Origin of the sequence: Paenibacillus sp. UMB7766-LJ446, assembly GCF_030226665.1 — a bacterium.
Taxonomy (GTDB): domain Bacteria; phylum Bacillota; class Bacilli; order Paenibacillales; family Paenibacillaceae; genus Paenibacillus; species Paenibacillus vandeheii.
On the sequence record NZ_JASOYM010000023.1, the window covers coordinates 1 to 25,790 of the forward strand.

Consider the following 25,790-nt stretch of genomic DNA (forward strand, 5'->3'; position numbering starts at 1 on the left):
TTTACGAATGCGGCCCAACAAACCCAACAAATCGTGCAGCAAGTAGAAAGCCGCGTACAACAGTTGGAAAATGAAGAACCTCAATATAAGGGGTTTTAAGAAAAACAGACAAACCATGAATATTGAGGACATGGCTTGTCTGTTTTCATCGGTGAACAGATTAGAAAAGAGATCAAACCCTACAAGTTGAGTAGGGTTTGATCTCTTTTCGCCACTATTCTTTTGTTTAGACAGCTAACCTTGGATAAACCTAAACACTGCCGCCCCCATCGCCACTGCTAAAGTTGACAGTATCCAAGTTCCCCCTCATTTCGACTGCAGCTTTCCTTTTAAGGAAAACCTCTTTACGTTCTTCCGACCAATCGTCGGTTAAAACGACTGGCCAGTTGTTTATATCCAAATATTTCGGTTCAATTTCGACATTTTCTAAAATCCGTTTTCTACCCAATTCGCTTCACCTCGGTCAAGATTCCTAATTCGACTTCCTTTATATTGGATGCAATTAGTTCTCCTGAATAAATTAAGAAATATATGGATACGACTGATCGGAATTGTTGAACATATGCTTTGCAACTCTCCGATAGTTTTAGTTTCGTCACCGAGAGCACGTAGAATGTGCCTTTTATCCGTTTCGATGGGAATATTCCGTTGACCGATATATGGCAGTAACTACTTCATATTTTTCAGGTAAAGATCTTGTCCGCGTATGTCCTCTTCGTAGAGTACTTTATAGTCATATCCTTATTTAAAGCACCATTTTTCTAACCTCTCATGATCAGTCTCTTGGTTTTTATATCTTACGTTTACAAACGTTTCTTTTCCGTTTCGTTCAAGCTGCCACATATCAAAAACCTTATCTTATGTAAATTATTTTCTAGCAGTTTCTCACTGTTTGGTCTTTCGCAAAATTTAAGAATGTTGGGATCCGTTTCGACCAATATCCAATGATCGTACTTAAGATCACCGAACAATTGAACGTCCTTTTGAAGCTTGTAACTATACCTTTCCCAATAGCTACTACCGACTGCTTCGTTTAATAGGAATATTGGCTCGTACATAAAACACCTTTTTTTGACAAGATTTTGCTATTATCTTATCATAGTCATAATTTTCGGTAAATAATTTTCGCGCCTTATAAGTATATGTTTGTGTCACCAGATACGTAAAAGGGGATGTTTGTGTCACTGAACTAGGACACAAACATCCCCTTTCAACTAATAAGAACCCTTGATTTTATTGAGTATTAATTATGGCATGTTTGTATCATTGGACAGTGTCTAACTGCTCAGGAATAGAGCTATAGTAATATTCGTCTATATTCCATTCATTCAAGTTTGCAGCTTCAAAAATTGTAACTAATCCGGGCAGTGTTTCCTCATCGTTCTCAAATATAAAATCAACATACTCTTTTAATAATTCTATCTTGCCAGACAATAAATCAACGGCGTACCCGTTAGCCTTCGCAAATCCTTTAAACCGCTCAATTTCCTCCATATCTTCATCTGTGGCATTCTCATACCATCCCAAATCCGCATATTTGGCTATGTACTCTCTAGCGCGGTCAAAAAGACCTTGCTTCTGGAAAACGATTGACTTTGCTAAATATCCGTATCCAAAATAAAAAATCAAAGGACGCTTTAGCATTTGATTTAAAGGAATAACAAGTTCACCCCATTTTTTCTTGTTTTCATACATCCGTTCTGCCAAGGACAAAATATGATTAGCAACGCGATCCGCTTCGTTCCAATTGTTCTGCCTGTAGTTTAGTCGGAATAACTCAAACCCTTTATCCAAGGCATTTACATGATCCGACAGCAAATAAAATTCATTGTCTATATCGTTCTGGTTTTCCACTACCAACCGCCTCCATAAAATAGATTCATTTCACTATATAAGAGCATCTTAGCTGTCATTACATAGAAATTTCCTCCATATAATTACAAATATAACCAACGAAATCCCCATTAGTCAAATCCCCTTAGTATCAAGTAGTTTGACCATGAAACTATATATCGACAAAACATTGTTTCTTTTGAAGATATTTACAGTATACCCCATGACACATATGGGAACAATATTTAAAACTTTTAAATCTTATAGTGGCTCCACTACATTTCGCCAATTGTCTACACTTCTTAGTAAGAGGAGTAGATCACTTTTATGAATCAAACTATTGCTGAACAAATCGGAAGTATTATAAGGAAGTTGCGGACCGAAAAGGGTTTAACCCAACAGGCCCTAGCAGATGAAATAGGCTCATCCTTCTCCTTTGTCGGCAGAGTTGAGCGCGGTGAAAGCAACATTACATTAGAGACCATCATAAAGATATCAAGCGCTTTAAATATTGAGTTCTTTGAACTTATGAGTTTAGGAAGAAGACAAGACAGCGAAGATATTATGGAAATCCATGCACTGCTATTAAAAAGAAGCGAGAAAGAGCAAAGAAAAGCACTTAACATATTGAAAGAGGTATTTGACGAAGTATAAAAAGTACAAAATCTATCCTGGCATGTGCAACAGAGCATAATCTGTATACAAAATGTGAGCTGCCGGCTCTTTCCGGAATCGTTTAATGTATACAAAAAACAAGAATGGCCACGCTGATCGAGAGTGGCCATTCTTGTGTATGTGTACAATTCTATTTTTTTGCAGTCGTGATAACGTATTTACCCTCTTCATTTTGATTAGGAATACTTGCAAAAGACCCTAAGTTTGCCTCATCAATACTCCATATCTGCTTTTCCTCATCATATAAAGCTTTTAGGGAAAGAGAATAAACATACTCCTTTTCCCTAAGATAATCGGTTTTCAGTCTATTCAATCGAATAACTCCGTCCAGCTGCATGACCGGATTACCCTCTTTGTCGATTACAATTTTGGGTGTTTCCTTATTGAAATAGGTTTTAATTAAATTATAAGAGTAGTTACCAAACATTGAAGGCTGATAAGCATTTGCTTGTTTAGCCTTGAATTTGTCCGTGGCACTTTTGAAAGGCTCAACACTTTGTTTTACACTTGCTTGAGCGTATTCCTCTGCAAAACCAAGGAACAACTCGTTTGCGAATTCTATATCAGGAATAAAATAGAAGTGTGATCCGCTACCAAGGGTATAGTATGATTTATCATAATGCGAGCTTAACGTTTCTCCCCACGGAAATTGCGCTGCAAGCTGTATCTCTTTCTCGTCAGATTCCTCTATAGGCCCAAACTCTGCTGATTTAGGGTCGCCAACACGGATTCCTGTCCCTTTACCTTTAAACAAAATTTCAGCTCCTTTTAGTTCCTTAGACAAATCCAGAACATACCCCGTTAAGTCAAATGACAATTCCCTACTCGGCTTTTCTCCAGCTGTTACTGATTTCTTATCAGTGATGCTTGTCCATGCAGATGACTTGATAGCTTCAATTTCATAGCTTCCTGCTAGTAATGGTTTTTGTAAGTCCTCACGCTTCACTTCTTTGCCATTAAGTTTCAACGTAACATCATTGCTAAGGTCTTTAAAGGTCACATAAGTTTCTTTAGGCAACAACACGTATTTATCAAAAAACAGCAGTTTCTTCCCCGATTTTTCTATGCTGAATGGAAACTCTCCACTCAAACGCATTTCTTTAACGCTGTTTGCTACATCAGAATTTTCCTTATCCAAGAGTTGCATTGTCAGCTCCTTGTTGTCAGCTGCTGTCTGCAAAAAGTATTTAGCCGAATCCTCCACTGTTGGATAGCCTTGTATTTCATCAGGCATTACAGATATGAGCAATTCTGTATCGTTATTGTCTATTGCCGCGCTGATTCTATTTAGGACACCTTCTCTTGAGGTGCTTGTGTTCACCACCATTGCTCCAGCGATCATAAGCAGTACAACTACTCCAAGACTGACAAACAACCATTTTTTACGTTTCACCATCACAATACTCCCTTCAAAATAAAGGGCTGAATAGCGATTATTCAGCCCTCAGATATAATGATTTAACCTTGCCCCACAGCCTCACCGGATGTATTCCCTCCAGCATCAGCAGAAGCTTTCTTTAAATGGTCAAATTTCCCTTGTTGGATTTCCTTGATTACATCATTCAAATTAATGCCATGGCTACTCAAAATCACTATGCTGTCCTCAATATTTCTTACCTTCTGTTGATGTTCAACTTCCTTGATCTGTTTGGCTACCTTCCGTAAGTCTTCCTCAATTTTCTCCTTTTTCTTTTTCAAAGCCTCTTCTTTCTCCATCAGCTTTAGCAATTTATCTTCCACAAAAAAACCTCCTTAACAAAATCCTTAGCAATCATAGTAATCATGCTTGTAACTAATCTGTTTATAAAGAAATACCATGAGTGCCAACAAAGCAATAATAGTGATCCCAATAATGATTTTCAGTGTTTGGGGTTGTATGGTGAATTTTTGCCGCTGTGGTTTTTCGGTTGGTTTAACAGCAGCTGATTCACTTAAAGCACTGTTTGCGGAGCTTTGAACACCGCGATCTGTAACAGCGTTCTGATTCCCGCTCGAATCCGTCCCGTTAAGCATTCTTTCGACGCTCGCCTCTGTAGGTTCCTCATTTGAAGAAAGCTCTTCTTTTGGCTTAGCCGTGGGTTTCAAAGAAAGCTGTATTTTGAATTCAACCGTATCACCTTTCTTGACGATAACTTTCTCGGACGAATCAATGTTATAGTCCGTGGCATTTTCCCCCACAACATTAATGAAATCAACTTTGTAAGTCCCTGGCTTCACGTCTTCTTCATACGTATATCCGTTCAACTTATCCAGTCGGGCCATAACATTCTCATTGTCAGTAGATGTGAAATTAACAAGGATAGTCTTATCGAATTCTGGAGGAACAGCAGCGCTTATTTGAAGCATGTTCCCTACCGCAGATTCAGCTTCTGGCTGTTTTGTTGGTTTACTCGTTGATCCGGTTGTAACTGGCTTCTGATCAGCCTTATTCGCCTTATTGGTTTGGCTTGCCGCCTTCGAAGAAGGCGGCGGCGTTTTAGTGGCTTCCGCTGCAAAGGAAGAACCAGCGGATACTGCAAAGAAGATAACAGAAGCGATCGCTATACTAGAGACAAAACGCTTTCGCACATATTCACCTACTCTCCTGAAAATAATAAGGGTCTTCTCGGGTACTTGAAGCCTTTATAACTGTTTACAATGACCCCCGTCCCTCCCTGACAATGTACATAGATAGGTTTACCCTTACTGTCTCTACCGATGAAAATACCAATATGATTCACACCGCCCTGTCCCGGTATGTTCTTAAATACCAAATCACCGGGTATTAACTCGCTTTCCTTGATCGCATAGGTTTTACTCCATTGATAAGAGGTACCGCCAGCAGAAAACGAGTTGCCAAGGCCAGCTGTTTTAAATGCCCAATCTATAAAGCCGCTGCAATCCATCCCGTAAGGCTGATATGTCCCGGTCGTCCTACTTCCCGGCGCTGTTACTTTAACCGGAGTTCCCCACTTATCGTTCCAACCGGGGCCGCTTTTCCCTCCCCAGAAATATTTGACCTTACCTTCCAGCGTTAGAGCAGTTTCAATCAGCTTTTTCCTCGCCTCGCTTACATCACCAGTAAATTCAGGCGGTGGAATCCCCGGTCCCGGTCCGGTTCCCCCTCCAGGTAATTCTTGGGCCAAATCCGGAAATTGCTCTTGTATCGCTCCCGAGGTAACAAGTCGCCTAGCCCATTCTTGTTGTTCTTCGTTGAAACCAATCTGTTCGAAAATATCCTCCATATCATAGGTGTAAATCTCAATAACAAGTGTTGTTTTAATTTCCGTTTCACAGTCTCTATTCCCATCGCTGTCCGTAGAACATTTTCTTATTCTTTCAGTCTCTGTCCTTGTTTCTATAACATTGAATTTCTCGTAAATTTCCTCCATAAATTTTTCTTGTTTATCTGTGAACTCTAAATCTTGTTCGAATTGAACTGCAAGAATGGCGAACATCTCAACCCAACTAGCATGGGCAAAACCATCTTCATTCATATAGTCTGTTCGAACCTTATCGTAACCACCACTATTTTGAAGCCGGTTGATTTCTTCTTGAAATTCATTATTAAGCCTCTCCACAACCTCCTTGTATTTTCGAGCATTATCTTCATCTGTCATAAAAAACGAACCAGCTGAAGATGTGGTGGTTCCCCCCATGCTGTTTGTCAGCATCATTAGGAAGAATATACCTGCCGCCACAGCCGCTCCTACAATCCAAACTTTGGGGTTAGCTGCTATAGCCGCCACAAATTTTTTAGCAGCCTGTTGAGCAGCAAGCTTTAAGTAGGAAGCGGCAGAAGAAGCAGCCTTTCTCATCCCATTTTTAAGGCCAAGCGATGAATAACGCCCTTTGGGTACATACTTGCTGCTTAATGTCTTGATCTTGTTGACACTGATTTTAGAACTGCCCTTAGTAGCATTGCTTCCCTTTATTTTGCGATGTGCTGAGATAGTTGGCACACGGTAGCGGCGATTTTTTATATAATGGTTGGCATGTTTAATCCGGTCTGTTGATTTTTTAATATTTTTATACGCGGTTCTGGTTTTTTTTACCCCATCCCTCGGAAGCTCCAAGGATGTAATAACGTCATGTGCTTCCTCATGATCATGAGGATCTATTGTCCGTGTAAGCTGCCTTGCAGTCTCTTTGGCAGCGGTCTTTATCTTTTCCTTGCTTTGCCTTGAAATATGGTTGCGAAGTGCAGCCCTGATCCCTTTGATATTGCTGGTGGAATGAACAGGTGTTTTTCGGGTAAGCTTCATTTTGTTACTGAGGCCACGCTTAACATATACGTTTCTGGCGGTGGTCTTTATCTTTTTGTCCTGGCGTTCCCTTAAAATATGTCTGCGTAGCCTAACGTTCATCCTCCTGTCACTACTGGAGGGGTGAACAGCTGTCCTCCGGTTAACCTTCACTCCACGCTTAACATGTGTATTCCTGATAGTGGCTTTTACCTTTTCATTCTGGCTCTCTCTTGAAATATGGCTGCGTAGCCTAGCATTCATCCTCCTGTCATGGCTGGAGGGCTGAACAACTGTTCTCCCGTTAATCTTCGCTCTGTTACTGAGGCCACGCTTAACATGCGTATTTCTGACAGTGGTCTTTATTTTTTCATTCTGGCTTTCCCTTGAAATATGGCTGCGTAATCTGGACTTCATCCCTCCGTTACTGGAGGGATGAGCAGCCGTGTTCCGGTTAGACTTCACTTTGTTATTGAGGACGCCCTTAGCATATACATTTCTGACAGTGGTTTTAGATGAAGTACGGGTACGGATATTGTTCTTCCTCATGCTGTATTACTCTCCAGATTAGCCTCCCTTACTTCATCAACCTTGGTCGTCATCATTTTGTATAATTTCGTATCCCTTGGGAACTCGTCATGGAAAGGAACAATCCCTTTACCTTCACCGTTCCCGATAAACATTAGCCCCTGCCCACTATCTGCATTTGTCACATAGCTAAGCTGCGTTTCCGATATGTCCAGCAAAGTCGCTAACTCGCGGCGATCCGATTTAGCTTGATTGAGCATCATCAAGAACATGGAGTTAGAAAGCATCGTTCGTGCAAGGTCTGATTTAAGCAAATCCTCGACGTTTTGGGTGATTCCTGTTGGAATCCCTCCCCATTTTCTGGCCCGTTTGTACAGTTCGTATAAGAAAGCTGCTGAATATTCATTAGCAAAGAGCAAGTAAATTTCATCAATATATATCCATGTCCGCTTACCCTTACCACGATTAAGGGTGATTCGGTTCCAAATTTGGTCAAGCACAATGAGCATCCCCATTGTCTTGAGCTGCTTCCCTAAATCCTTAATGTCAAAGCATACAAGACGGTTATCTATATTGATATTTGTCTTATTAGCGAATACAGACAGATTACCCTTAACATAAAGCTCAAGCGCTGTAGCAATTTCGATAGCTTCCGGGTCTTCTTGCTGTTTGAGCTGTTCATAGAAATCAATTAGTGTCGGTATATCATCTTTCGAAAACGTCTGTAGATACTTGTGGTATGTGAGTTTCAAGCATCGGTCAATAATTGATTTTTCCTTTGGTGTAAGGCCATATCTACCACCGACTATTACCTCGCAGAGAGAGAGTACAAAATCAGATTTAAGCATCAATGGGTCATCATCATCTGCATAGTCCATTGTCATATCCAGCGGATTGATGTAGTTCTTTGATCCAGCAGAAATATGAATAACTTCTCCTTTGAAATTGGATACAAGTCGTGTGTATTCGCGCTCCGGGTCGATGATGATCACATCATCATCCGTGTTGAGAAGCACGTTTACCATTTCCCTTTTTGCCGCGAAAGATTTACCTGAACCCGGCGTTCCCAATATAAAGCCGTTCGGTGTATCCAGCGAAAGCCTGTTGAACATAATCAATTTTCGTGATACAGCATTCAGCCCGTAATACATTCCACCCTCCTGAAACAATTCTTGGTTGGTGAATGGCATGAAAATAGCTGTGCTTTCTGTAGTCAATGTCCGTGATATTTTAAGCAGATTCAGCCCAAATGGTAAGCACGAATTCAATGCATCTTCTTGCTGGTAATGCAATGTACCCGTTTGACAAAGGAATTTACTGCTTATGGCTGAAATCTCTTTAGTATCCTTGTTTAATGCCTCAAGCGTATCTGCAAAATGAATCAATACGATGTTTGTTAGGAACATCTTTTGATTTTTATTGATCAAATCATCCAAAAGTTCATTTGCCTCTGTAAGCGAGTGCTTTAATTCATGAGGAATAAACGCCTCCAGATAACCGTTTTTAAGGCTTCGTTTCTGGTATTCAATCTTATTAGCTTCCATGCCTGTAATCTGCTTCTTAACGATCCTGAGCGCCTTATAAGAGTCCACAGATTTGATATTCATAGTCGTGATCAGATTAAAAGAGAAATCGGTGATCTCGCTAAGGAATTTGTCGTTTAGAAAGGTAGGCAAATCTTTGATGTAAATAGCCCTTGCGTATTTATCGCCTATTATCATATGATCCCGTTTAAAGGTAAGAGAGTCCGCAGCTATAAGGTCTTTGGTTATAAGCCCTTTTCTCTTATGCTCTTTCGGATCATAAGTAAAGTGTCCTTCTTGACCCATACGATACACATCATGTAGCAGCTCCAGACGTTCATTAAGGTTTAAACCACTGATGGAGCTACCCATTCTTTTGAATACGGCCTGCGTCTCTCTCTCCATTCTCAGGAATGTGTTGCGTGCTTCGTCCATGGAAATAGACTCAATATTGACCGTGACAAATTTCTCTTTTTTTATCTCATTCTTACCGCCCGATATTCTGCGTTTCAACATTTGATTGTACTCTTCACGAAATGGCTCCATATGGTCATTCCGAGACTTAATCATTACTCTGCTTTCAAAATCTTCTTTGTTAAAGCTTTTATTGATTATGGTCACTTGGAGATTAACAGTGTCATCAAAGAAGTTTAAAAACTCGCAGTATTTCGAAAATACTTCTTCTTGATCATCTTGCTTACTAACCTGATAATTGATGTCCACATAAGAGAAGGTTTTAGAGTAGCGATCCTTGCCATGTTTCAAAATCCCGTCCTCAGAAGCTGCGGAATATGGAATGGATTGTTGACTTGATTTAGGAATTCTCGCTTTCTTTTTTGCGCTTTTTTTGTTTAGAAACAGCACGCTTATTCCCCCCCTTTTGGTTTTCTGTTGTAAGCAGCTCAAACATATTCAAAGTGATATATTTTCTTTTTTGCGGATAAATGAACTCCTGCTGAATCACAGATTTTATAAATTGTTCAAAGGTCATACCGTTATAGTTAAAATATCCGATTAAGAATAATGGCATCGCAACGAATATAACCACCCAACTTGCAGCATCGGCTCCTATAACGTCCCTGCCAAACCAGTACAGCGGCACGTTAACCACAACGGCGATTAGGGTGCAAATCAACTGTCTGAGCGTTAAACCAAAGAACAATTTTTCTTTATAGGTTCTTATCTCCTTGGGGATTCTTATCTCAATCATAGTACCTCCAATTAGTGTACTCATTTATGTTTAGTGATTTAGGAGAGACGGTGAATGTACACAAAATAACGGGATCTTCCTGGCTGCCGGCTTTAAAATTGTATACATACTTTTGGATCTGCAGCTGAACCAGGCTTAAATTTTGTGTACACTCGAACTTAGTCACCCATTATCTTTCTTGACCATGATCCTGATTTGATCACAACAAGCAGTAAGGCCAATGAAGTCAGCATACCTTTCCAAAGCTCCATATTAGCCCCATTTCCGGTAAAGAATCCGAATGATACATTGGCTATGATCGCCACGTATACAATACATCCGATGATGATGATGATTCCCTGTAAGCAGACCGCGGCATAATCGAATACGAACCTTTTAGCCTTTTCTTTAAGTTCATCGTGTATAAATGCAGCTATTGGAATAGGGGCAGCAGCCGTGTATATTAAGAGCTGGAATAGTCGTCCAAAAACAATCAACATGATAACGATTTTGATCCCCTGCAGAATCCATTCGAAAGGCATCAGTTTAACTGAATAAAGCTTTTTATCGAACCAGCCCATATCTTCGTACTCAGCTTCCATGGCTGAAAAATCAATTTTATAAAGTGATGAATCAGCTCCAGTAGTTCCCACAAGACTTGAAACATAAGAGGATACATGGAAAATGATGTTTAACAAGTCAAGCGTGTGTTCCATGACTAACTTGGCAAACACCAGTTTTAACATACATGAGACAACCGTTTCCCACCTGAAAAAAGCGAAGTTCATTGACTTGTTCATAAAATCCAATAAAAAATATAGAGTCAGCAGACTGTATGCAACAGGCAGAATGGCTTGATGAATTTCTGTTATAACCGAGTACACCCCCGGATACTCGGAAGGCCCCTGATTTACTAACCCTGTAACCTCTGTAATAATTCCGCTAAAGCCTTCAAAAGCCGCTTTTATATCCTCAATCGGAGAAGACGCCAACTATTTCACCACCCACTTTTTTTGAGATAGGGGGCTGCAAGCCCCCTCACAATTACAGTCCGAAAAGTGCCAGTGATTTGGAGATACCAAAGACCATAAACCCTGCGGCCATTGTCTTCATTCCTCGAACTTTCCCATCGGCATCATCTTGTTTAAAACCTAATGCTGTTTGGATACCCCCAAAGAAGGCGACAACGAGACCAATTCTTCCTGCCCAAGTGGCAATTACATCAACAACACCGTCGAATTGGTCCATTCCCTCTGCCCCTCCGGCTGCGGCATAAATTTTAGTACCCGCCAACATAAGGGCAAAAGACAAGGACAGGACTTTAGCAACCACAGGTTTTTTGAAAGTGTTCATGATAAAATTTTTCATTTAAAAATCTACCTCTTTCATATTTTAATTTTTAGTTTTCATATCAGAATAATAGGTTTTTGGAATATGCTTTAGCAGTGACTAATTCAGCTTTAGCTAAATTAGCTCATCCATTTGCTTTTCTAAACTATCCAACTCATCAACATTTACAACAGTTAAATCTTCCATCCTTTCCTCTAACTCTTTATCGGGAACTCGCATGTTCACCAATTCAGCTATCGGATCGGAGGACGGGGATTGTTTCAAACTCATGGATGAATCAAAGTAATTATTCTCATTCGCCTCATAAAGTAACTTATAGTTAGGATGGGACTCTAGCTTATACTTGTCAGAATAAAAAGGATCAAGGCCCCTTACAAAAAGAATACATTTATTATCTGGCATTCGTGAAAGTTCGGAGATAGTCATTAAATCACGGCCTTGAGTACCGTAACTGGTACTTGATGAGCTATTCCTTCCTCTGGACTGACTTGTATTTTTGGTGTCAATCGTTTGTTTATCAAGCCCTTTATTCACCCATTCAAGTGTAGAACGCTCCTGTCCACCTAGAAACAGAATCGAATCACAGTTACCTATAATCGTTTCATATGTCTCTTTATAAAGCGATTTAAGTTGTGTCATATTTTGTATTATTGGTGCTACTGAAATATTTCGGCTTCGCATGGTGGCAATTAACTTATCAAATTCCGGAATTTGCCCGATATTAGCAAACTCATCGAGCCAGAACTTAACATGATGCTTTAGGCTGCCGCCACTCACAAAGTCAGCTTGATAATATAGAGAGTCAAACAGCTGGGCATACATCATAGCTACAAGGAAATTAAATGTGGTATCGCTATCCGGTATCAATACAAACAGTGCTGTCTTCTCGTCTCCCAACGCTTGCAGTTCAAGGTCATCGTCACTTAGTAGGTGTTCTACCTCTTCAATACCGAATGGCGATAAACGTACACCTGCCGATATGAGAATACTTTTTGCAGTTTTACCGGAAGCCATTTTAAAAATATCATATTGCTTGACGGCGATATGATTTGGGTTTTCTTCGCGTAGCACTTCGAACAGAAAATCGAATTCGCTTTTAAAGTCTTCCTCATCCTCCTTTATCTCTGCCAGCCTCAACATAGTGAATACTGTTGCAAATTTATGTTCATACTCAGGCAATTCATAAAAGATATAGAGGAATATAGCTTGCAAAAGCGCTCTTTCTGCACTTTCCCAAAATGGATCTGATGCTCCATGTTTGTTCCCATTGGTATTTTTGATCAGGTTGTTAATGACCTTTAGGATATCACTCTCCTTTTTGACATAGGCAAAGGGATTATATCTGCAACTTTGCGACATATCTATCAGGTTAAAAACCTTAACCTTATAGCCTTGTTGTGCTAAGGAATATCCCGTATCCCGAAGCAGCTCGCCTTTAGGGTCTGTAATGACAAAGCTTGTATTTGCCTGTAGAATGTTGGGTTTAACAACAAATCTACTTTTCCCTGTACCAGCTCCCCCAATAACTAAGAGATTTAAATTCTTCCTTACCTTCTTTGTATCAAGGCTAAGCCGTTCGGTTTGAGTTAAGATAATATTTGCAAATTGATCCTTGCTATTTTTTATTCGATTTCTCTCTGCATTACCTCCCCACTTGGCTGTGCCGTGTTCCTTTCCTGGCATAAGGTTCTTTTGAGTTGTGACCTTATATAGTGCAAAAATGAATACAGCGATCAATTCAAAAAATAAAATTTGAAGTGTCTTCTCACTTGGCAATACAAAAATGTTGTTGATCATGCTGGCCTTAGAAGCTTCGGTAAGCTGCTTTACATCCACAGTTTCAATATCAAACGGCTTCCCTGAAAGCTCAATCACATGATGAACATGCAAGGTTATATAAGCGATAACAACGTAAAGGATTACACAGAGGATCAAAAAGTTCCTATTCTGTATTTTCCTTTTTTCTTGATCGGTCATTATTGTAACTACCTCCCCCCTTTCTCCCTATTTCTGTTTTTTGTAGGTGGAGCCTGTTTTTGAGCTTCCACTAGCGGCCTAATTTGTTGTCTTCTTTCATCTAAGTTCATGCGTGTATTAACTCTGTGCAGCATGTCGCGTACCATTGTGGCCCTGTCATCCTGTACTGGCCCCTTACCAGTCGCACCTAACCTTTCTGTGAGGGATTCCCTACCCTTCACTTCTTCCTTTTCAATAGTTAAGTCAGACGTTTCACGTTTGAAATCAATCTCATTAACTTTAATGCCGTAACTTTCTGCCAACTCACGATGTTGAGGATTATTCATATCTAGTGTTACATGTGGAACTTTTATTTTATTCCCCTCAAGCCGCTCATAAAGCATTTGCTGCTCTGGCTCAGGCTCACTTGCCTCAGATTGCCTTCCCTCTCTCTGCTTGAGAAAATCAGGAATAGTATCTGGAGCTTCCTTCTGAGGCTCGGCCTGTAGTTCAGCTTCTTTGGCCTGCCCTCCGATGTAAATCTGCGGTTTAGAGCCATCATACTGAGATACAAGTCCCTCCGATTCCATGCGATCAATGAGGCTTCTCGCCTCACCGTAGCCGACATTAAGCTCGGACTGTAGTTTTGGGATCGCTATTTCCCCGGCCTCTCTCGCAAGATCGACAGCCTGCAAGTAACGTTCGTCTGCCATATTTTTTTGCGGGTCAGTGAATGAAGAAGTATCAATTCCTTCTCTTTCAGCCAGTTCACGTTGAAAACCCACATTCATATCCAGCACGGCATCGTTAACCTTAATTTCACTGTCCCCAACAACGTCATATTTCGATTTACCGTTGTTTGGCGTATCCGCACTATCTCTTACTGCCTTTTCATTTTCGAGACGTGCGTTATTCACTTGAAGGTCACTTAAATTGATACCTTCCTTTGCTGCCAATTCACGATGAAATTTAATGTCCATATCCAACACAGCATTAGGAACCCGGATGCTTGATTCTCCAACCACCTGATAGGGTAATGCTCTTTCAGGCTGCTTATCGGCGCGATCAGTCGGGGTCAGCTCTTTATTTATAAGGTTTTCAATAATACTTTTGACCCGAACTTCATCGCTTTGTTTATAGAAAACAGAATGTCGGCCTTCATCTTCAACCACAGCATAGGCGATTTGATAACGTTTAGCTTTCTCTGCAAATTCCTTTAATCTGCTTTTATCCAGATCGAATAGCTTAATTTCATCCTTGCTGGCAAGGAGCTTTTTCAATGATTTCTCGCCCGGCTTGTCGCCCTGTTCTCTAGCCTTATTGATGAGGAATATCAACATCTGTTTTATTGATTCGTTAGTCATTTTAGCGGTTTCTCTGGAGAAGTCAGAAGCCATTCGCGTAACAATTGTTGAAACATCACCGCCGATATCAGACATTCTATCGCCCCTCATTACGAATTTTTCACTGGAACAGTACACGTTTCATTGATGACCATTACACTGTTGCTGTATCTTCGCTTTCATCTTCAAGCTCTTTAATATCAACCTCCAGCGCCTTAGCAAGCTTTCTTATATTTTCGTGAGTCGGGTACTTGCGATTCCCTTTCTCGATTTGGGATATGGTTGGTTGCGGAACCCCCGATTTTTCCGAAAGCTTCAGCTGAGTCCAACCTTTCTCCTTTCTCTTTTTTTTAAGTTTATAAATAACTCGCACCTCCTTGATGACATTATATTCGAAAACGAATATTTTAGTCAACAGTTTTTTATTCTTATTCGAATAATTATTTGAGTAACGGGCATCGCTTATTCTTTTCTGTTATGATTTAAGTAAAATTCTCAGCAATGGTGCGTGAAGTGAATGGATCAGCTAAACAGTATAATTGGAGCCAATATTAAACATTTTAGAAAAGCAGTAAAAATGTCCACTACGACATTAGCTGAGTTATCAAAAACATCACAAAGTACGATCAGTAAGATCGAAAATGGAAGTTCAACCAGTATCGAAATCCTAATACAGATATGTGATGCTCTCAAAATATCGCTTAATGACATTCTTCCTGCCGGCTTATTGCCCGACACACAACCGGATCATTCCGGAAAGAGACAATTACTTGGGTTATTAGATGAACTAACGGATGCAGAAATTAAAACAATACAATTTTTACTCTCGGCCAACATACTTCCGGTAATAAAGCAAATCACCCCTTTATTAACAGCTTTAGATGAGTTGGATGAAAAATCACGTAATAATCTTCACACCCTTCTTTATTCGATATTAAATAACAGGTGATAGCTATATCGTACAAGTTTCGACAATTTCAAGGGAGGGCCAAAATTATACCCCCTCAATCAAAAATAAGAGACTGACCATATAGGGTCAGCCTCTTATTTTGATTTGTATTTGCTTTATTTGCTTCTTTACAGTCTCAACAGACTTGAACAGCACCTTTGCTATCTCCGCTTTATTCATCCCCTTTTCCCGTAGATCGTAGACCTCTCTCTCTGTGGGAGTAAGGATATACTTTAGCTTCCTCTCCTTTTTCAGCTCCGCAACGAGTACAGCGGACGCGTCAGAATGAATACCCGGATGATCACTGTAAGCTTCCCGTACAGCCCTTGGTATGTCCCGGTAAGACGTTTTAGTAATATAATTAACTGCGCCTTTATCAAAGGCATCCAGGATGATTTCCTTGTCGTTTAGAGCGGTCAACATAATTATATTGCTAAGTCCTAGCTGCTTTAACTCCAAAGCCGTATCCAGCCCGTCACATTCGTTAGGACTTAACATGACATCGACCAAGGCTACATCAACGTTATTTTCTTTATAAGCCCTTATTGCTGCCTCTTTACTTGCCGCGCAGCTAACCACATTCAAATCCTGTTCTCTCTCTATGAAGGAAGACAAGCAGTCTTCCCATACTGGATCATCCTCAACCAACATAACATTTATTTGGGTCATCAAATTCCCTCCTATAGCGGTAAAAGAACCTTCTTTTCAAACACACAGTATGGCGTTATACAAGTTGTTCAGTTATAGGAATTTGCAGAATAAAAGTTGTACCTAACCCCTTCTTGGATTGTACATCAATTTTCCCATCGTGCTTATGCATAACATTCATGCAGTAGGCCAACCCTAATCCGAAATTTTTGCTTCTGTTCTTAGTTGTGAAATACGGATGAAATATACGAGTTAAATCTTCCTGATCAATGCCCGAGCCGTTATCTTGGATTTCAATAACGATAGCCTTTCTGGTTTCATATGCAGATATTCGCAGCTGCCCATTTTGTTCCATAGCCTCAGCTGCATTCTTAATCAAATTCCGTAAAACCTCTTGCATATGCACACTGTCACAATACATTTTCACATTGGTTTTGACATGTATAACAACGTCTATATTTTTCTTTTCCAAATACGGTAAACTCATTTCAATACTGGATTCAATGATCTCACAGACCTTATGGTAATCAGGTATAAGTATAATCTCCTGAGAATGTTTCTGAATTCGATCAACCATTGAGAGCATGTGTGAAGTGGAGTCCATTATAGTATTAATGTCTTTTACAATCGGCTTCGGGTTTTCCCGTTCAGCTTCATACTTAATCCGATCAGAAAGTATGTCAATTTTACCAATCTCATTTTTTATAGTATGGTTTAACGCTGATGCCCCGGAAGTAACCGCACGCATCGCACTTTCACGCTTGTTATTATCGAATCGAAGTCTGACCCCTAAAAGTCCATGCTTTGAAATCAAAATAACAAAAGCCATAAACAAAAGGGTTATAACTAAAGGCATTAACCTCCACACTTCCTCAAAATCAAAAAATGCCTTAAACGTGTAGTTCACAAAAATTTGAAAGATGATCGGTGGAAAGGTGAACAAAATAATATAGAAGCGATTCCGTTTAATTAACTGGATGCTCTCTTTAGCATAGCTGACTATCAATAAAGTCATCCCCACCAATAAATAAGGCACACACCACATAAAGAGTATTCGAAAATTATTTTTTATGTCTGGATAGAATGGAGTGTTGAAAAGCATTATCACTATTGGGATCAGTAAAACATAAGCAAGCTTGCTCTTCAATTGTTTGTTGAAGAATCCGCTGTAACTAATGGCGAACATCAAAAAGCAATAGGGCAATCCATTATGATTCATGAATGAACCTATTATGTGTAATTTAAAAAGTATGTTTTCAATGGTCGGCGTGATCAGCTCATGTGTATGTAAGTAAGGAATGGCCGTTTCTGTCATGGCACGAGACAGGCCACCACCGCCAGCCGCAAAAGCAGAAAATGCAACCCACCGAGTAGATTCATTTTTTGGGTTATTTACAAGAAGAACAGCAGCAATTGTCCATAAAAAAATAAGAACAAAAACCATATTTCCTCCTACAATGTTTCGCCCAGTTGAACTATATCTGCTTTAATAAAACGGGCCTCTTTCTTTATCTGACCCATCCACTTTTCATCTTTCTTCGCAACTACTAAAGGATAGTCCACATGATTCAGTGCTGGTAAATCATATTTTGAATCTCCAATGGATAGAGTTACGGCAGGATCAAACTTGGCAATCTCCCTGCCCTTAAATCCATCAAGATTTGAGAAATCTATTGTTATCCCATTCCCATCCGGTTGTACCTTTAAGCAGCTGTAAGGAACATCGAAATACTCCCCATACTGTTTTACCAATAAATCAAAATTCGTCGAAAGCAATTCAACATAAACACCTTTTTCTTTCAGATGGAAAATCAAATCGTGAGTAAAGCTAATGAACCTACCTTTTAAGCTTTTCTCAAAAAATAACTTCGATAAGTATTCCAACTGAGCATAAGAATATTTTTTGAATTTTCGAAGCACAAAAAGTTTATTAAATGAATCCCGTGACACGGCATCCAATGCTAAAAAATATGGGGCACGGAGAACAAATGTTGAAAAGTATAGGGGCCACAACTTTTCTCCAATTTCTTGTTTTTTTATAAACAGATAAAATTGTACGATGTTACTTTTTGTTATTGTGTTATCTACATCAATAACAGCGTTCCTCACTCCTTTGTTGTCAATCAAGTCGTCAATGTAAGAAAAGTCTGTAATGTAGTTCATGCGTTCTCCCTTCTCCTAATAATTGGTTTACACCCAATTTTATCAGGTATCCGTTTGAGCAAAATGAGTCCATGTATACAAAAAATCTATGCATCTAGTCCCGATCTTTTCGATGCCGGTCCTATTTTTGTGTACAAATAATAGGAGTTCAATTGTGGCCAAGAAATGAAATGAGTACAATCGAACTCCTGCAGCAAGATCCCTGGATTAAATTTTGTGTACATATAATTGTTTTTAGCGTTCTTTCCTTTCATCACGCTCATTATTTTTATTCTTGGACAAATCGAAACGCCCTCTCTGATTCAGCGTTTTTTCAATATCAGTGAGCTTATATAGTTCTTTAGTCATTGCGTTATGCCGTTCCCTCAACTGTTCGATTTTTATTCCGTATGTTTCTTGTCTCTCTCTGTAAATTGAAAAGTCCTTCTCCTGAATATTAAGCTTATCCAGTTGGTTCATTGCTTTTTCAAATGTTTCGATCTCCGCACTATATTTTTTCTTCACGAGCATTTTTCTGATTGTCGCTGACTTATATTCTTCATAAATCGGCTTATGCTTGTTGTAAGCTTCGATTGTCTGATTAATGAGTATGATACTTCGATTTGCTTTATCTGCTTCCTCAATAACTCCATTGATTTGTTTCAATCGTTGCTCTGTATCTTTGATCGCTTGTTGTAGATCACTGCGACTTTTTAAATTGTAATCTGTTATTAGCTGGAGCTGCTTGGACAGTTTCAATATTTCAATGTCGGTGCTAAAATCTCTACGCGAATTTCTCCTTGTTGCCTCTTCTACCTTCCGGTTAGTGAGCGCCCGAAGCAACGCAATAGTCAGCATGAAATTAACCGCCAATGAACCTCTTTTATATTTGTAGTTCCTTGCTGCGTCAAAAATTTGTGTTCGAGTCGGCTTCCTTTTAAAGCGGTATTTGTATTTCCGTTTTGATTCAACAAAATTAAATTCTCTAAGCTGAGTTCGTTCCTTGATACGATCTTCTGTGTATTCTGGCCCTAGGGTTTTTCCGCGAACTGATCTTTCCATGCCAGGAGCCTTGAACGTCATATATTTAACATGACCTTGCTTCATCGTGTACCCAAGTCGCTTCATGTTCTGCATAAACTCTTCGAAGGATTTAGATGATTTAATGACTTCATCTATGTCCTGCTTGATATGTGCTTTCCACGAATTCCCCCTCTTCTCTTCGTTCCATTCTTTATAAGATTTCGGAATAGCATGTTCATTTTGAGGAATAACACTGAGGCTGTATTCCTTTGCAATCTCATCTGAATAATCTCTTGCATCCTGTAAGCTCTGTTTACAAGCATTGAATTTCTTGCCATTCAACGAAACAGAATTTATAACAACGTGATTATGAATATGGCCTTTGTCTATGTGAGTGCTTAGAACGTATTGATACTTATCGCCAAACATTTTCTCGGCCCACTTCAACCCAATTTCATGCGCCTTGTATGGATCAGTAATCTCATTTTCTTTAAAGGACTGCATGAAGTGAAACCCCAGCGTTCCTTTTTCTTTTTTATGATTTTTTTTATTCGCAAGCATCTGCTTATAAGCAAGCTTATCATTAGAAGCACAGTTAACCCCAGTAACCAAACAGCCATGATCGGTCTTATTATCATTCACTATATATTTAAGAGAACGGTTCAGCGTTGATCTAATCGTTATTTGTTTAACATACGGCAATGAAATCAACCTCCACCGTAAAATTTTTCAATCTGCTGATAGATAACGTCCAGTTGTTTTTTCAGATACTTGATGTCATCGAGCGTCACATGCTCCAGCTCATTAGCTCTTCGCGCTACCTGATTAATGTTCGTCCCGATCTTATTCACTTCATAAACCAAATCGTCCACCTGTTTAAAATCTTGTTTGACTATCAGACCATCAAGAGTCATGCTGCGACAGTATTTACTTCTATCTAAACCAGCGGCATCTGCCTTTTTATCAATAATCTCAAGTTCACCCTCAGTAACAAAAAACTTCACTTCTTTATCTCTGTATCGCTTTTTTGCCAACAGGATCACCATCCTCATTTTACAGGGGTATTAGGGCGCAGCCCTAAATGAAACGGGTATTAGGGTGAAACCCTAACAAGCGTTTTTTTCGGAAGTGTGGCTACACTTCCAATGCTTGCTACCCTAAACCAACCCAAAACGCCTTTACCCATCATTTTATCATTTCCATCATTTAGAATAAAGAAAAAACAAAAAAACCTCCCTACAAAGGAAGGTCCTTATACCATAGGTCCTCTCGTACCCTGCCAGATCGGCAGACGGTATAAAAGGGATGAGGTGGCTACGCTTTTAGCGAAACGTTCCTAACTCCAACAATTAGTTAAACCCATATTGCTACTACGTTCCTTATTCATATTGAATTACAAAAGTTCAATTACAAATCGATCCCTGCGAAGTTCTAACGATTGTATGAATAGTTTGTACACTTCGTCACCAGCGTTCCCAAGCCAGCTACTTAAGTCGAAGTAATGCTGACTACCAGTAAACAATTCAACTGTTGATCGAATCAAACCTCGATATGAACTGGAAAGTTGACCGACGATTTCAGACTCAGCATGATAACCATTTTCGTCGTTATCATCCTCACCAATCCACTCTCCCCAGTACCATCCTATCGGCCCATCAGACTCACTCCAATTTACTCTGTAATAAATTTCGGGGTGGGAAACAACGTAACAAGCAGCCGCATATTCCGGATTTTTGTAAGCATTAAATCTCTCTACAAGTTGAATGAAGTTTTCTCCGTGTTCCTTAGAAGCAAACCAAACATTCCCTAACGTCATGCCTCTTTTGGCAGGTTGTCCAGATTGTACTTTTTCCGTTTTCATTTGATCTTTCATGTCCATTCCACGCACTCTCCTAATCTATAGGTTATCGTCTATTCCTTTGGACTTTTTCCCGAGCTTGATCTATCGTGTAACCCTGACGAATATAATGATTTTCTTCCACATACTCCATGTGTCGATCAACTTTTTCTGGCATTGTTTCAGGACTCCAGCCTTCCTGAATAGCTCTTCGAAGAAAATTCAAAGGTGATTTAACCGGACGTGGTGACTGCCTCATAATAAGTAATAATTCCAATACTCGTTCAAAAGGTAACGGTCTTAGCAATTCCATAATTTCGAAACTAGGATAAGTAAGTGTTGCCGTTTGATAAGCCAAAGCTATTGCCCTTACACTCCCTTTCTCCATAAATCAAATCCCCTTTCATTCAATTGAGGAAAGACTTTCTAAAGCCTCCCTGCGTTCCTGACTACTCGACTTTGTATAAACGCGAGTGTAATTCAGGTTCGTGTGACCCAAGATATCAGCTACCCTTTGAAGAGAATAACCAGTCTCTATAAGATCATGAGCGAGTGTATGACGAGGAACATGAGTAGTTAAGTCATCTATGCCTGTCTTTTCGCTTAATGTTCGGTATAGATATTCAATACCTTGTTTAGTAAGGCTAGTGCCGCCTCTTGATGAAGTAAATAATTTTTTAGTGGCTGGATTGCCGCGCTCAGCCAGCCATTCAGTGAGTGCCATACGTAAATCTTTATTCATTTCAATACGTCTGGCTTTGCCTCCTTTACCGTCGCGTACAAATAAATATCCCGTTTCAAATGAGATATCTTCTGGTTCCAGGTCAGTAACTTCACTTACCCGAAGCCCAGCATACAGCTGTACATAGACGATCGCTCGATTACGTGTGAACTTCCAACGGTTCTTTTGCTCTAAATTCTTATCATCAACAGCCCTGAGCAATTTATTACGTTCAAAGCGCTCCAACCATCTCGGGTCTTGGTCAAAATCAGCAGCTATTTTTTGCGTTTTTACTTTCAATGCTGGATTACTTTGGATAAGTTCATTCTCATTAAGAAACCGAAAGAAAGAGCGAATTGATTTCACAAAATTATTTACTGAACTGACCGAATAGCGTTTTGGTTCTTCGTTTCCTCGCTGGTAAGTCGCTTCCTCAAGCAAATACTTTTTCCATGCATTCAAGTCCCGGCCTGACACATTTACGGGATCAAACGCCTCGCTTTTCATTATCCGGTTGTGCCACTCGATGAATATTTTTGCTACGGTAACATAACGATCTACAGTGTTTTTACTCGCTCCATCTTCGAAAAGCCATGCTTCAAATTCTTGTAAGAGGTTAGTCATCGCATTCACGTCCTAATATCAATTAACTTCACGATCTAACCTTACTAAAACTGCTTGCTGATAAACTTTGATCAATTCATTGTCCCAAGTTCTTAAAGCATCGCAAAGGTTAAAATCGTCATAGCTGCTGTTGAACAGGTTAGCCCCCAAAAGTATCAATTTTCGATATCCACTAGATAAAGTCGAATATGCTTCGGTTTCAATTCCATTTCCGCTTTCATCCTCTTCATAAGTTCGCTCAATAATGACGTTCTTCTTTTTTGTTAAAATGTCTTCCACTTCAACTTCCTTGTCCTGAAATTTGTACATCCACTCCATGGGGCCTTCGTCACCAAACTTCCCACTAGTCCGGTTGTAAATTTCGGGCAGCGCAAGAATATAACATAAAGACTTATACTCTGGATCATTTACCGAATGATAAAACTCAACAAGCTTATAATAGTTACTTTGATGGGCATCGTTTACAAAGTACATACCGTACGCCTCCGTTTTCTTTTGCATTAACTTAAAACCACTCAATCTCTTTCAATCCGCTTAATATCTACACCCAAATGATCTGCAAGCATAATCTCTGCATCAGCTTTCACCTTACCCCAAAGCATCGAAATGGAGTCCACATATCCTCTGCAAAGAAACTCAGCAGCAAGGGAATGAGGCGTTCTTTTCTCGTCAATTATTTTAATTCCCTTTTGCCTCATTCTCTGCCTAATAGAACGCTGCTGTTTTATAATTTCGTCTTGTATACTCTTTAGCTGCAATTCAAATATGTGGCGAAGCTTGAAATCAGCTTCCTTCATTTTTTGGATGTTCAGCTCTAAAACATCTAGTAAGACTGGCAATTCCAAGTACGCTTTAACTAACGCCATGTCCTCTGTATCAGCTTTACGCATTTCCCCTCCGCAGACGATTCAGCATCACTTTAAAGACCGATACAGCTCAAACGTAGACTTATCAAGTCTGTTTGATGTCGTGTAATGATGTAAGAGAAATTCAAGCGCCGAAGAATTCTCGTTTAGATTAAGTTCTTGCTTGAGTGCGACAAATTTCTGCTTGTGATCCTCACCTATTTCTAAAGCCTCTTTTTCCAAACGTGCTTTCTCTTTTTTTATCTCCTGTTTATAATTCTGAAAATCTTTATAGATTTGAATTAAGCTTTCAATGACGCCATATGTTGTCTTTGCATTGAACTTATCTTTCAAGTTCTCTATCTCCACTTTCAATTCATCTGGAACCTGTATTGTTGCTCTCGACACGTACACACACTCCTTATAAAGTTGTTTTGATCCTTTAGTTAAGTGGACAGAATCGTACTCAAAAAATCATTCCGGATCTCGCCGGTTCGACTCTTATTGTGTACAAAAATGGATCTGAAGCAGCTCGCCAGGATTGTTATTTGTGTACAGAATTAGAATGATTGTTGCCGATCAATTATTTCTGCCTTCTCACGATACTGTTTATCCTTCACAAGCGTTATCTTCTCATAAGAATCATCATATAGGGCCAATAAATACGCGAGTGTTTCTGAATCGGTCTTGCACTTCAACGCCTCACGTACTGAACGTAATGATGCCTTGACTCCGCTGCTGCAATCCACCCTCGGCCTTGCATCCTTAGACGTTGTTCTAGCCATTAACACACCTCCTGATGGGTCTGTTATGTATCATTTAGGGTCATAAAAAAACGATAAGGGGCCACAGCCTATCTCTCTGGTTCATCCTTGCTTTTAGGTTTCCGTTCAGTCTTACGATTGTCTATTAGAGGTTTAATCCGGTTCAATTTTTCCGCTAACGTAGAACGCGAGTCAAACGAATGTCTGGCCCATTCAGGCAGCTTGTCCACGAGATAGCGTACTTGTCCTCTCTCATTGATTTCGAGTAATTGCGTAAACTCCGAAGTATTGTCAAAAACGTATGTCCGGTCAGCAATTTTCGAAGCAACAGCCAAATTTTTAAGTGAACGATCATAACGGCGTCTAATGTCTTCCTCCGGTATGAAATGTCCTCCTTGAGCAACCCGCATTTCAACACGGCTTATATGGTATTCAACATTCTTCAATCCCACATAATACAAATCAACCTCAAAGCCGGATGCTTTTGCTTGTTCCATTTGACGAATGGCCGTTTTTCCTGAAAGAGTTGTCTCGATGGAAAAGCTTCTCCCTGACCGGATGCATTCCTTAACACGGTTTAAAGTTTCCCTGCCAGCTGCTGGTGAGACACTTTCAGGATTGTCAGGGTTGATACTTTTAGCAATCGCGTCCGGGTCGATTACCTCTCCGATCCGCCCGACTAATTGTTTAGTCAGCGTGCTTTTACCAGCTCCATTTGTACCAGCGAAAACAGTCATGACAGGTTTATTCATGATAGGCTACTTCTTTTCGTCCTTCTTCCGTGAAAACGACTTTAGTTTTTTTACCATCTGGATACTCCTTCACCATTTCCCCATTTTCTTCATAGACAGCTGGTACACCGTTTCTTTTAGCTTCTTCACGAGCAGAATGTGTCGCTTTTTTCAAAACTTCTTTCAATTCATTTGTGGAAATCCGACTCATCTGTAATCGCCACCTTTTCGAAAAAGTTATGTGTTGAATTTATAAATTCATTTTACCATAGTTATGTATTGAAAAACAAGCGTTTAGCGCAAATTTTCAATACATAACTTCTGTTATGTGTTGAAAAAAAACCGCCCTGTTGAAAGGACGGTTTAAGCCTTTATTATTTTCATTTTCAGGAATCTAACCAACAAATTTATGAGGATAGGCAAGGACAATATAACTAATGCAAATAATTTATCCCCCCAATTCGGAATAGAGCCTGAGAACAGAGTGTAGGCCATCATTCCGAACAAGGCTAAACGTGTTAAAAGACCAATCAGATTTTTCATGGGATACAGAAAGCTGGCGATCAGCACGATTATAATAAATTCCTGCATTCTTGCCCTCCTTTCATAGCGTTTCCTAATTATAGCATTTATTCAAGGGTATTGACATAGTAACCAAAGCCTGTTTTGTATCCATGAATACACATACGTATACATTTACGTTTACGTTTACATTCGATAATTGTAATTATATAAACGTATATGTATACGTAAACATTTACGTGTGCGCGCTTTCTTTCGTAAAGAATCACTTCATCCGTCTATTTGCTTAATTAAAGATTACATTTACGTATACGTAAATGTAATCGTATATGTATACGTAAACGTTTATAATTTGAGAAACAGA

At 39.7% G+C, this 25,790-nt stretch carries 30 protein-coding genes and 1 pseudogene; 3 read left to right on the top strand and 28 right to left on the bottom strand.

Annotation, left to right across the window (positions count from 1 at the left end; genetic code table 11):
* A pseudogene (locus QP794_RS31880) lies at positions 1–99 on the top strand (DUF1657 domain-containing protein); the annotation flags it as partial.
* 151 nt (positions 100–250) lie between these two features.
* Here QP794_RS31880 and QP794_RS31885 read toward each other — a convergent pair.
* The gene (locus tag QP794_RS31885; RefSeq protein ID WP_028407011.1) at positions 251–448 is read right to left on the bottom strand and encodes a hypothetical protein; all 198 of its coding nucleotides are present in this window, start codon (positions 446–448) and stop codon (positions 251–253) included.
* A gap of 815 nt (positions 449–1,263) precedes the next feature.
* Positions 1,264–1,854, bottom strand: coding sequence for a hypothetical protein (locus QP794_RS31890; protein WP_047914445.1), 591 nt, complete (start codon positions 1,852–1,854; stop codon positions 1,264–1,266).
* A gap of 306 nt (positions 1,855–2,160) precedes the next feature.
* Here QP794_RS31890 and QP794_RS31895 point away from each other — a divergent pair, with 306 nt between their 5' ends.
* Positions 2,161–2,487 (top strand): helix-turn-helix domain-containing protein, encoded by a 327-nt coding sequence (locus tag QP794_RS31895; RefSeq protein WP_047914423.1) that lies wholly within the window; start codon positions 2,161–2,163, stop codon positions 2,485–2,487.
* 151 nt (positions 2,488–2,638) lie between these two features.
* Here QP794_RS31895 and QP794_RS31900 read toward each other — a convergent pair whose 3' ends face one another.
* From QP794_RS31900 to QP794_RS31950, 11 genes are all read right to left on the bottom strand, one after another.
* On the bottom strand, positions 2,639–3,904 hold the full coding sequence (locus QP794_RS31900; RefSeq protein WP_047914422.1) for a TcaA second domain-containing protein: 1,266 nt from the start codon (positions 3,902–3,904) through the stop codon (positions 2,639–2,641).
* Between the two features lie 62 nt (positions 3,905–3,966).
* The gene (locus QP794_RS31905) at positions 3,967–4,248 is read right to left on the bottom strand and encodes a hypothetical protein (RefSeq protein WP_090728099.1); all 282 of its coding nucleotides are present in this window, start codon (positions 4,246–4,248) and stop codon (positions 3,967–3,969) included.
* 24 nt (positions 4,249–4,272) lie between these two features.
* On the bottom strand, positions 4,273–5,076 hold the full coding sequence (locus tag QP794_RS31910; protein ID WP_047914420.1) for a hypothetical protein: 804 nt from the start codon (positions 5,074–5,076) through the stop codon (positions 4,273–4,275).
* An 8-nt stretch (positions 5,077–5,084) separates the two neighbouring features.
* Positions 5,085–7,280, bottom strand: coding sequence for a C40 family peptidase (locus tag QP794_RS31915; protein WP_047914419.1), 2,196 nt, complete (start codon positions 7,278–7,280; stop codon positions 5,085–5,087).
* Positions 7,277–9,646: a VirB4-like conjugal transfer ATPase, CD1110 family gene (locus QP794_RS31920; RefSeq protein ID WP_047914418.1), complete on the bottom strand. Its 2,370-nt coding sequence runs from the start codon at positions 9,644–9,646 to the stop codon at positions 7,277–7,279. The genes QP794_RS31915 and QP794_RS31920 overlap by 4 nt, the downstream gene beginning before the upstream one ends.
* A complete protein-coding gene (locus QP794_RS31925; protein ID WP_052512301.1) occupies positions 9,597–9,992 on the bottom strand; it encodes a PrgI family protein in 396 nt (131 codons plus the stop codon). Before QP794_RS31925 ends, QP794_RS31920 begins: the two co-directional genes overlap by 50 nt.
* Positions 9,993–10,150: 158 nt before the next feature.
* On the bottom strand, positions 10,151–10,963 hold the full coding sequence (locus QP794_RS31930; protein ID WP_047914417.1) for a VirB6/TrbL-like conjugal transfer protein, CD1112 family: 813 nt from the start codon (positions 10,961–10,963) through the stop codon (positions 10,151–10,153).
* Between the two features lie 52 nt (positions 10,964–11,015).
* Positions 11,016–11,339, bottom strand: coding sequence for a hypothetical protein (locus QP794_RS31935; protein ID WP_047914416.1), 324 nt, complete (start codon positions 11,337–11,339; stop codon positions 11,016–11,018).
* 96 nt (positions 11,340–11,435) lie between these two features.
* On the bottom strand, positions 11,436–13,298 hold the full coding sequence (locus QP794_RS31940) for a VirD4-like conjugal transfer protein, CD1115 family (RefSeq protein WP_047914415.1): 1,863 nt from the start codon (positions 13,296–13,298) through the stop codon (positions 11,436–11,438).
* Positions 13,299–13,306: 8 nt separating this feature from the next.
* Entirely contained in the window at positions 13,307–14,716 is a 1,410-nt protein-coding gene (locus tag QP794_RS31945) for a DUF3801 domain-containing protein (protein WP_047914414.1), read from the bottom strand.
* Between the two features lie 58 nt (positions 14,717–14,774).
* Positions 14,775–15,035: a helix-turn-helix domain-containing protein gene (locus QP794_RS31950; protein ID WP_081872839.1), complete on the bottom strand. Its 261-nt coding sequence runs from the start codon at positions 15,033–15,035 to the stop codon at positions 14,775–14,777.
* A 102-nt stretch (positions 15,036–15,137) separates the two neighbouring features.
* Here QP794_RS31950 and QP794_RS31955 point away from each other — a divergent pair, with 102 nt between their 5' ends.
* A complete protein-coding gene (locus QP794_RS31955; protein ID WP_047914413.1) occupies positions 15,138–15,569 on the top strand; it encodes a helix-turn-helix domain-containing protein in 432 nt (143 codons plus the stop codon).
* A gap of 87 nt (positions 15,570–15,656) precedes the next feature.
* On the opposite strand, the gene QP794_RS31960 is transcribed toward QP794_RS31955, so the two are convergent.
* The 15 genes from QP794_RS31960 to QP794_RS32030 form a co-directional block, all read right to left on the bottom strand.
* Entirely contained in the window at positions 15,657–16,238 is a 582-nt protein-coding gene (locus QP794_RS31960; protein ID WP_047914412.1) for a response regulator transcription factor, read from the bottom strand.
* A 55-nt stretch (positions 16,239–16,293) separates the two neighbouring features.
* The gene (locus tag QP794_RS31965; protein WP_047914411.1) at positions 16,294–17,661 is read right to left on the bottom strand and encodes a sensor histidine kinase; all 1,368 of its coding nucleotides are present in this window, start codon (positions 17,659–17,661) and stop codon (positions 16,294–16,296) included.
* 8 nt (positions 17,662–17,669) lie between these two features.
* Positions 17,670–18,380 carry an HAD family hydrolase gene (locus QP794_RS31970; protein WP_047914410.1) on the bottom strand — a complete coding sequence of 237 codons (711 nt, stop codon included), beginning with the start codon at positions 18,378–18,380 and terminating at the stop codon, positions 17,670–17,672.
* 234 nt (positions 18,381–18,614) lie between these two features.
* The gene (locus QP794_RS31975) at positions 18,615–20,024 is read right to left on the bottom strand and encodes a relaxase/mobilization nuclease domain-containing protein (RefSeq protein ID WP_483311976.1); all 1,410 of its coding nucleotides are present in this window, start codon (positions 20,022–20,024) and stop codon (positions 18,615–18,617) included.
* Between the two features lie 65 nt (positions 20,025–20,089).
* A complete protein-coding gene (locus QP794_RS31980) occupies positions 20,090–20,416 on the bottom strand; it encodes a plasmid mobilization protein (protein WP_047914409.1) in 327 nt (108 codons plus the stop codon).
* Between the two features lie 359 nt (positions 20,417–20,775).
* Positions 20,776–21,261 (bottom strand): DUF2538 family protein, encoded by a 486-nt coding sequence (locus QP794_RS31985; RefSeq protein ID WP_090728101.1) that lies wholly within the window; start codon positions 21,259–21,261, stop codon positions 20,776–20,778.
* A 25-nt stretch (positions 21,262–21,286) separates the two neighbouring features.
* On the bottom strand, positions 21,287–21,607 hold the full coding sequence (locus tag QP794_RS31990; RefSeq protein WP_052512299.1) for a hypothetical protein: 321 nt from the start codon (positions 21,605–21,607) through the stop codon (positions 21,287–21,289).
* 15 nt (positions 21,608–21,622) lie between these two features.
* Positions 21,623–22,564, bottom strand: coding sequence for a tyrosine-type recombinase/integrase (locus tag QP794_RS31995; RefSeq protein WP_047914407.1), 942 nt, complete (start codon positions 22,562–22,564; stop codon positions 21,623–21,625).
* An 18-nt stretch (positions 22,565–22,582) separates the two neighbouring features.
* Positions 22,583–23,038, bottom strand: coding sequence for a DUF2538 family protein (locus QP794_RS32000; RefSeq protein ID WP_047914406.1), 456 nt, complete (start codon positions 23,036–23,038; stop codon positions 22,583–22,585).
* Positions 23,039–23,079: 41 nt separating this feature from the next.
* Positions 23,080–23,454: a YhjD family protein gene (locus tag QP794_RS32005; protein ID WP_047914405.1), complete on the bottom strand. Its 375-nt coding sequence runs from the start codon at positions 23,452–23,454 to the stop codon at positions 23,080–23,082.
* Between the two features lie 24 nt (positions 23,455–23,478).
* A complete protein-coding gene (locus tag QP794_RS32010) occupies positions 23,479–23,817 on the bottom strand; it encodes a hypothetical protein (RefSeq protein WP_047914404.1) in 339 nt (112 codons plus the stop codon).
* 152 nt (positions 23,818–23,969) lie between these two features.
* Entirely contained in the window at positions 23,970–24,194 is a 225-nt protein-coding gene (locus tag QP794_RS32015) for a hypothetical protein (protein WP_047914403.1), read from the bottom strand.
* 68 nt (positions 24,195–24,262) lie between these two features.
* Complete coding sequence (locus tag QP794_RS32020; RefSeq protein WP_090728092.1) at positions 24,263–24,925, bottom strand: ATPase; 663 nt, start codon at positions 24,923–24,925, stop codon at positions 24,263–24,265.
* Positions 24,918–25,115: a hypothetical protein gene (locus QP794_RS32025; protein WP_047914433.1), complete on the bottom strand. Its 198-nt coding sequence runs from the start codon at positions 25,113–25,115 to the stop codon at positions 24,918–24,920. The genes QP794_RS32020 and QP794_RS32025 overlap by 8 nt, the downstream gene beginning before the upstream one ends.
* A 152-nt stretch (positions 25,116–25,267) precedes the next feature.
* Positions 25,268–25,495 (bottom strand): hypothetical protein, encoded by a 228-nt coding sequence (locus QP794_RS32030; RefSeq protein WP_047914432.1) that lies wholly within the window; start codon positions 25,493–25,495, stop codon positions 25,268–25,270.
* Between the last annotated feature and the right edge of the window lie 295 nt (positions 25,496–25,790).

Bases quoted from the DNA above. Each gene is read 5' to 3' on its own strand.
- QP794_RS31925 (WP_052512301.1), bottom strand. From the start codon at position 9,992: ATGATTGAGATAAGAATCCCCAAGGAGATAAGAACCTATAAAGAAAAA.
- QP794_RS32025 (WP_047914433.1), bottom strand. From the start codon at position 25,115: ATGAGTCGGATTTCCACAAATGAATTGAAAGAAGTTTTGAAAAAAGCG.
- QP794_RS32020 (WP_090728092.1), bottom strand. From the start codon at position 24,925: ATGAATAAACCTGTCATGACTGTTTTCGCTGGTACAAATGGAGCTGGT.
- QP794_RS32015 (WP_047914403.1), bottom strand. From the start codon at position 24,194: ATGGCTAGAACAACGTCTAAGGATGCAAGGCCGAGGGTGGATTGCAGC.
- QP794_RS31965 (WP_047914411.1), bottom strand. From the start codon at position 17,661: ATGGTTTTTGTTCTTATTTTTTTATGGACAATTGCTGCTGTTCTTCTT.
- QP794_RS31995 (WP_047914407.1), bottom strand. From the start codon at position 22,564: ATGACTAACCTCTTACAAGAATTTGAAGCATGGCTTTTCGAAGATGGA.
- QP794_RS31985 (WP_090728101.1), bottom strand. From the start codon at position 21,261: ATGGACATGAAAGATCAAATGAAAACGGAAAAAGTACAATCTGGACAA.
- QP794_RS32000 (WP_047914406.1), bottom strand. From the start codon at position 23,038: ATGTACTTTGTAAACGATGCCCATCAAAGTAACTATTATAAGCTTGTT.
- QP794_RS32030 (WP_047914432.1), bottom strand. From the start codon at position 25,495: ATGCAGGAATTTATTATAATCGTGCTGATCGCCAGCTTTCTGTATCCC.
- QP794_RS31935 (WP_047914416.1), bottom strand. From the start codon at position 11,339: ATGAAAAATTTTATCATGAACACTTTCAAAAAACCTGTGGTTGCTAAA.
- QP794_RS32005 (WP_047914405.1), bottom strand. From the start codon at position 23,454: ATGCGTAAAGCTGATACAGAGGACATGGCGTTAGTTAAAGCGTACTTG.
- QP794_RS31955 (WP_047914413.1), top strand. From the start codon at position 15,138: ATGGATCAGCTAAACAGTATAATTGGAGCCAATATTAAACATTTTAGA.
- QP794_RS31915 (WP_047914419.1), bottom strand. From the start codon at position 7,280: ATGAGGAAGAACAATATCCGTACCCGTACTTCATCTAAAACCACTGTC.
- QP794_RS31960 (WP_047914412.1), bottom strand. From the start codon at position 16,238: ATGACCCAAATAAATGTTATGTTGGTTGAGGATGATCCAGTATGGGAA.
- QP794_RS31970 (WP_047914410.1), bottom strand. From the start codon at position 18,380: ATGAACTACATTACAGACTTTTCTTACATTGACGACTTGATTGACAAC.
- QP794_RS31940 (WP_047914415.1), bottom strand. From the start codon at position 13,298: ATGACCGATCAAGAAAAAAGGAAAATACAGAATAGGAACTTTTTGATC.
- QP794_RS31900 (WP_047914422.1), bottom strand. From the start codon at position 3,904: ATGGTGAAACGTAAAAAATGGTTGTTTGTCAGTCTTGGAGTAGTTGTA.
- QP794_RS31895 (WP_047914423.1), top strand. From the start codon at position 2,161: ATGAATCAAACTATTGCTGAACAAATCGGAAGTATTATAAGGAAGTTG.
- QP794_RS31990 (WP_052512299.1), bottom strand. From the start codon at position 21,607: ATGGAGAAAGGGAGTGTAAGGGCAATAGCTTTGGCTTATCAAACGGCA.
- QP794_RS31945 (WP_047914414.1), bottom strand. From the start codon at position 14,716: ATGTCTGATATCGGCGGTGATGTTTCAACAATTGTTACGCGAATGGCT.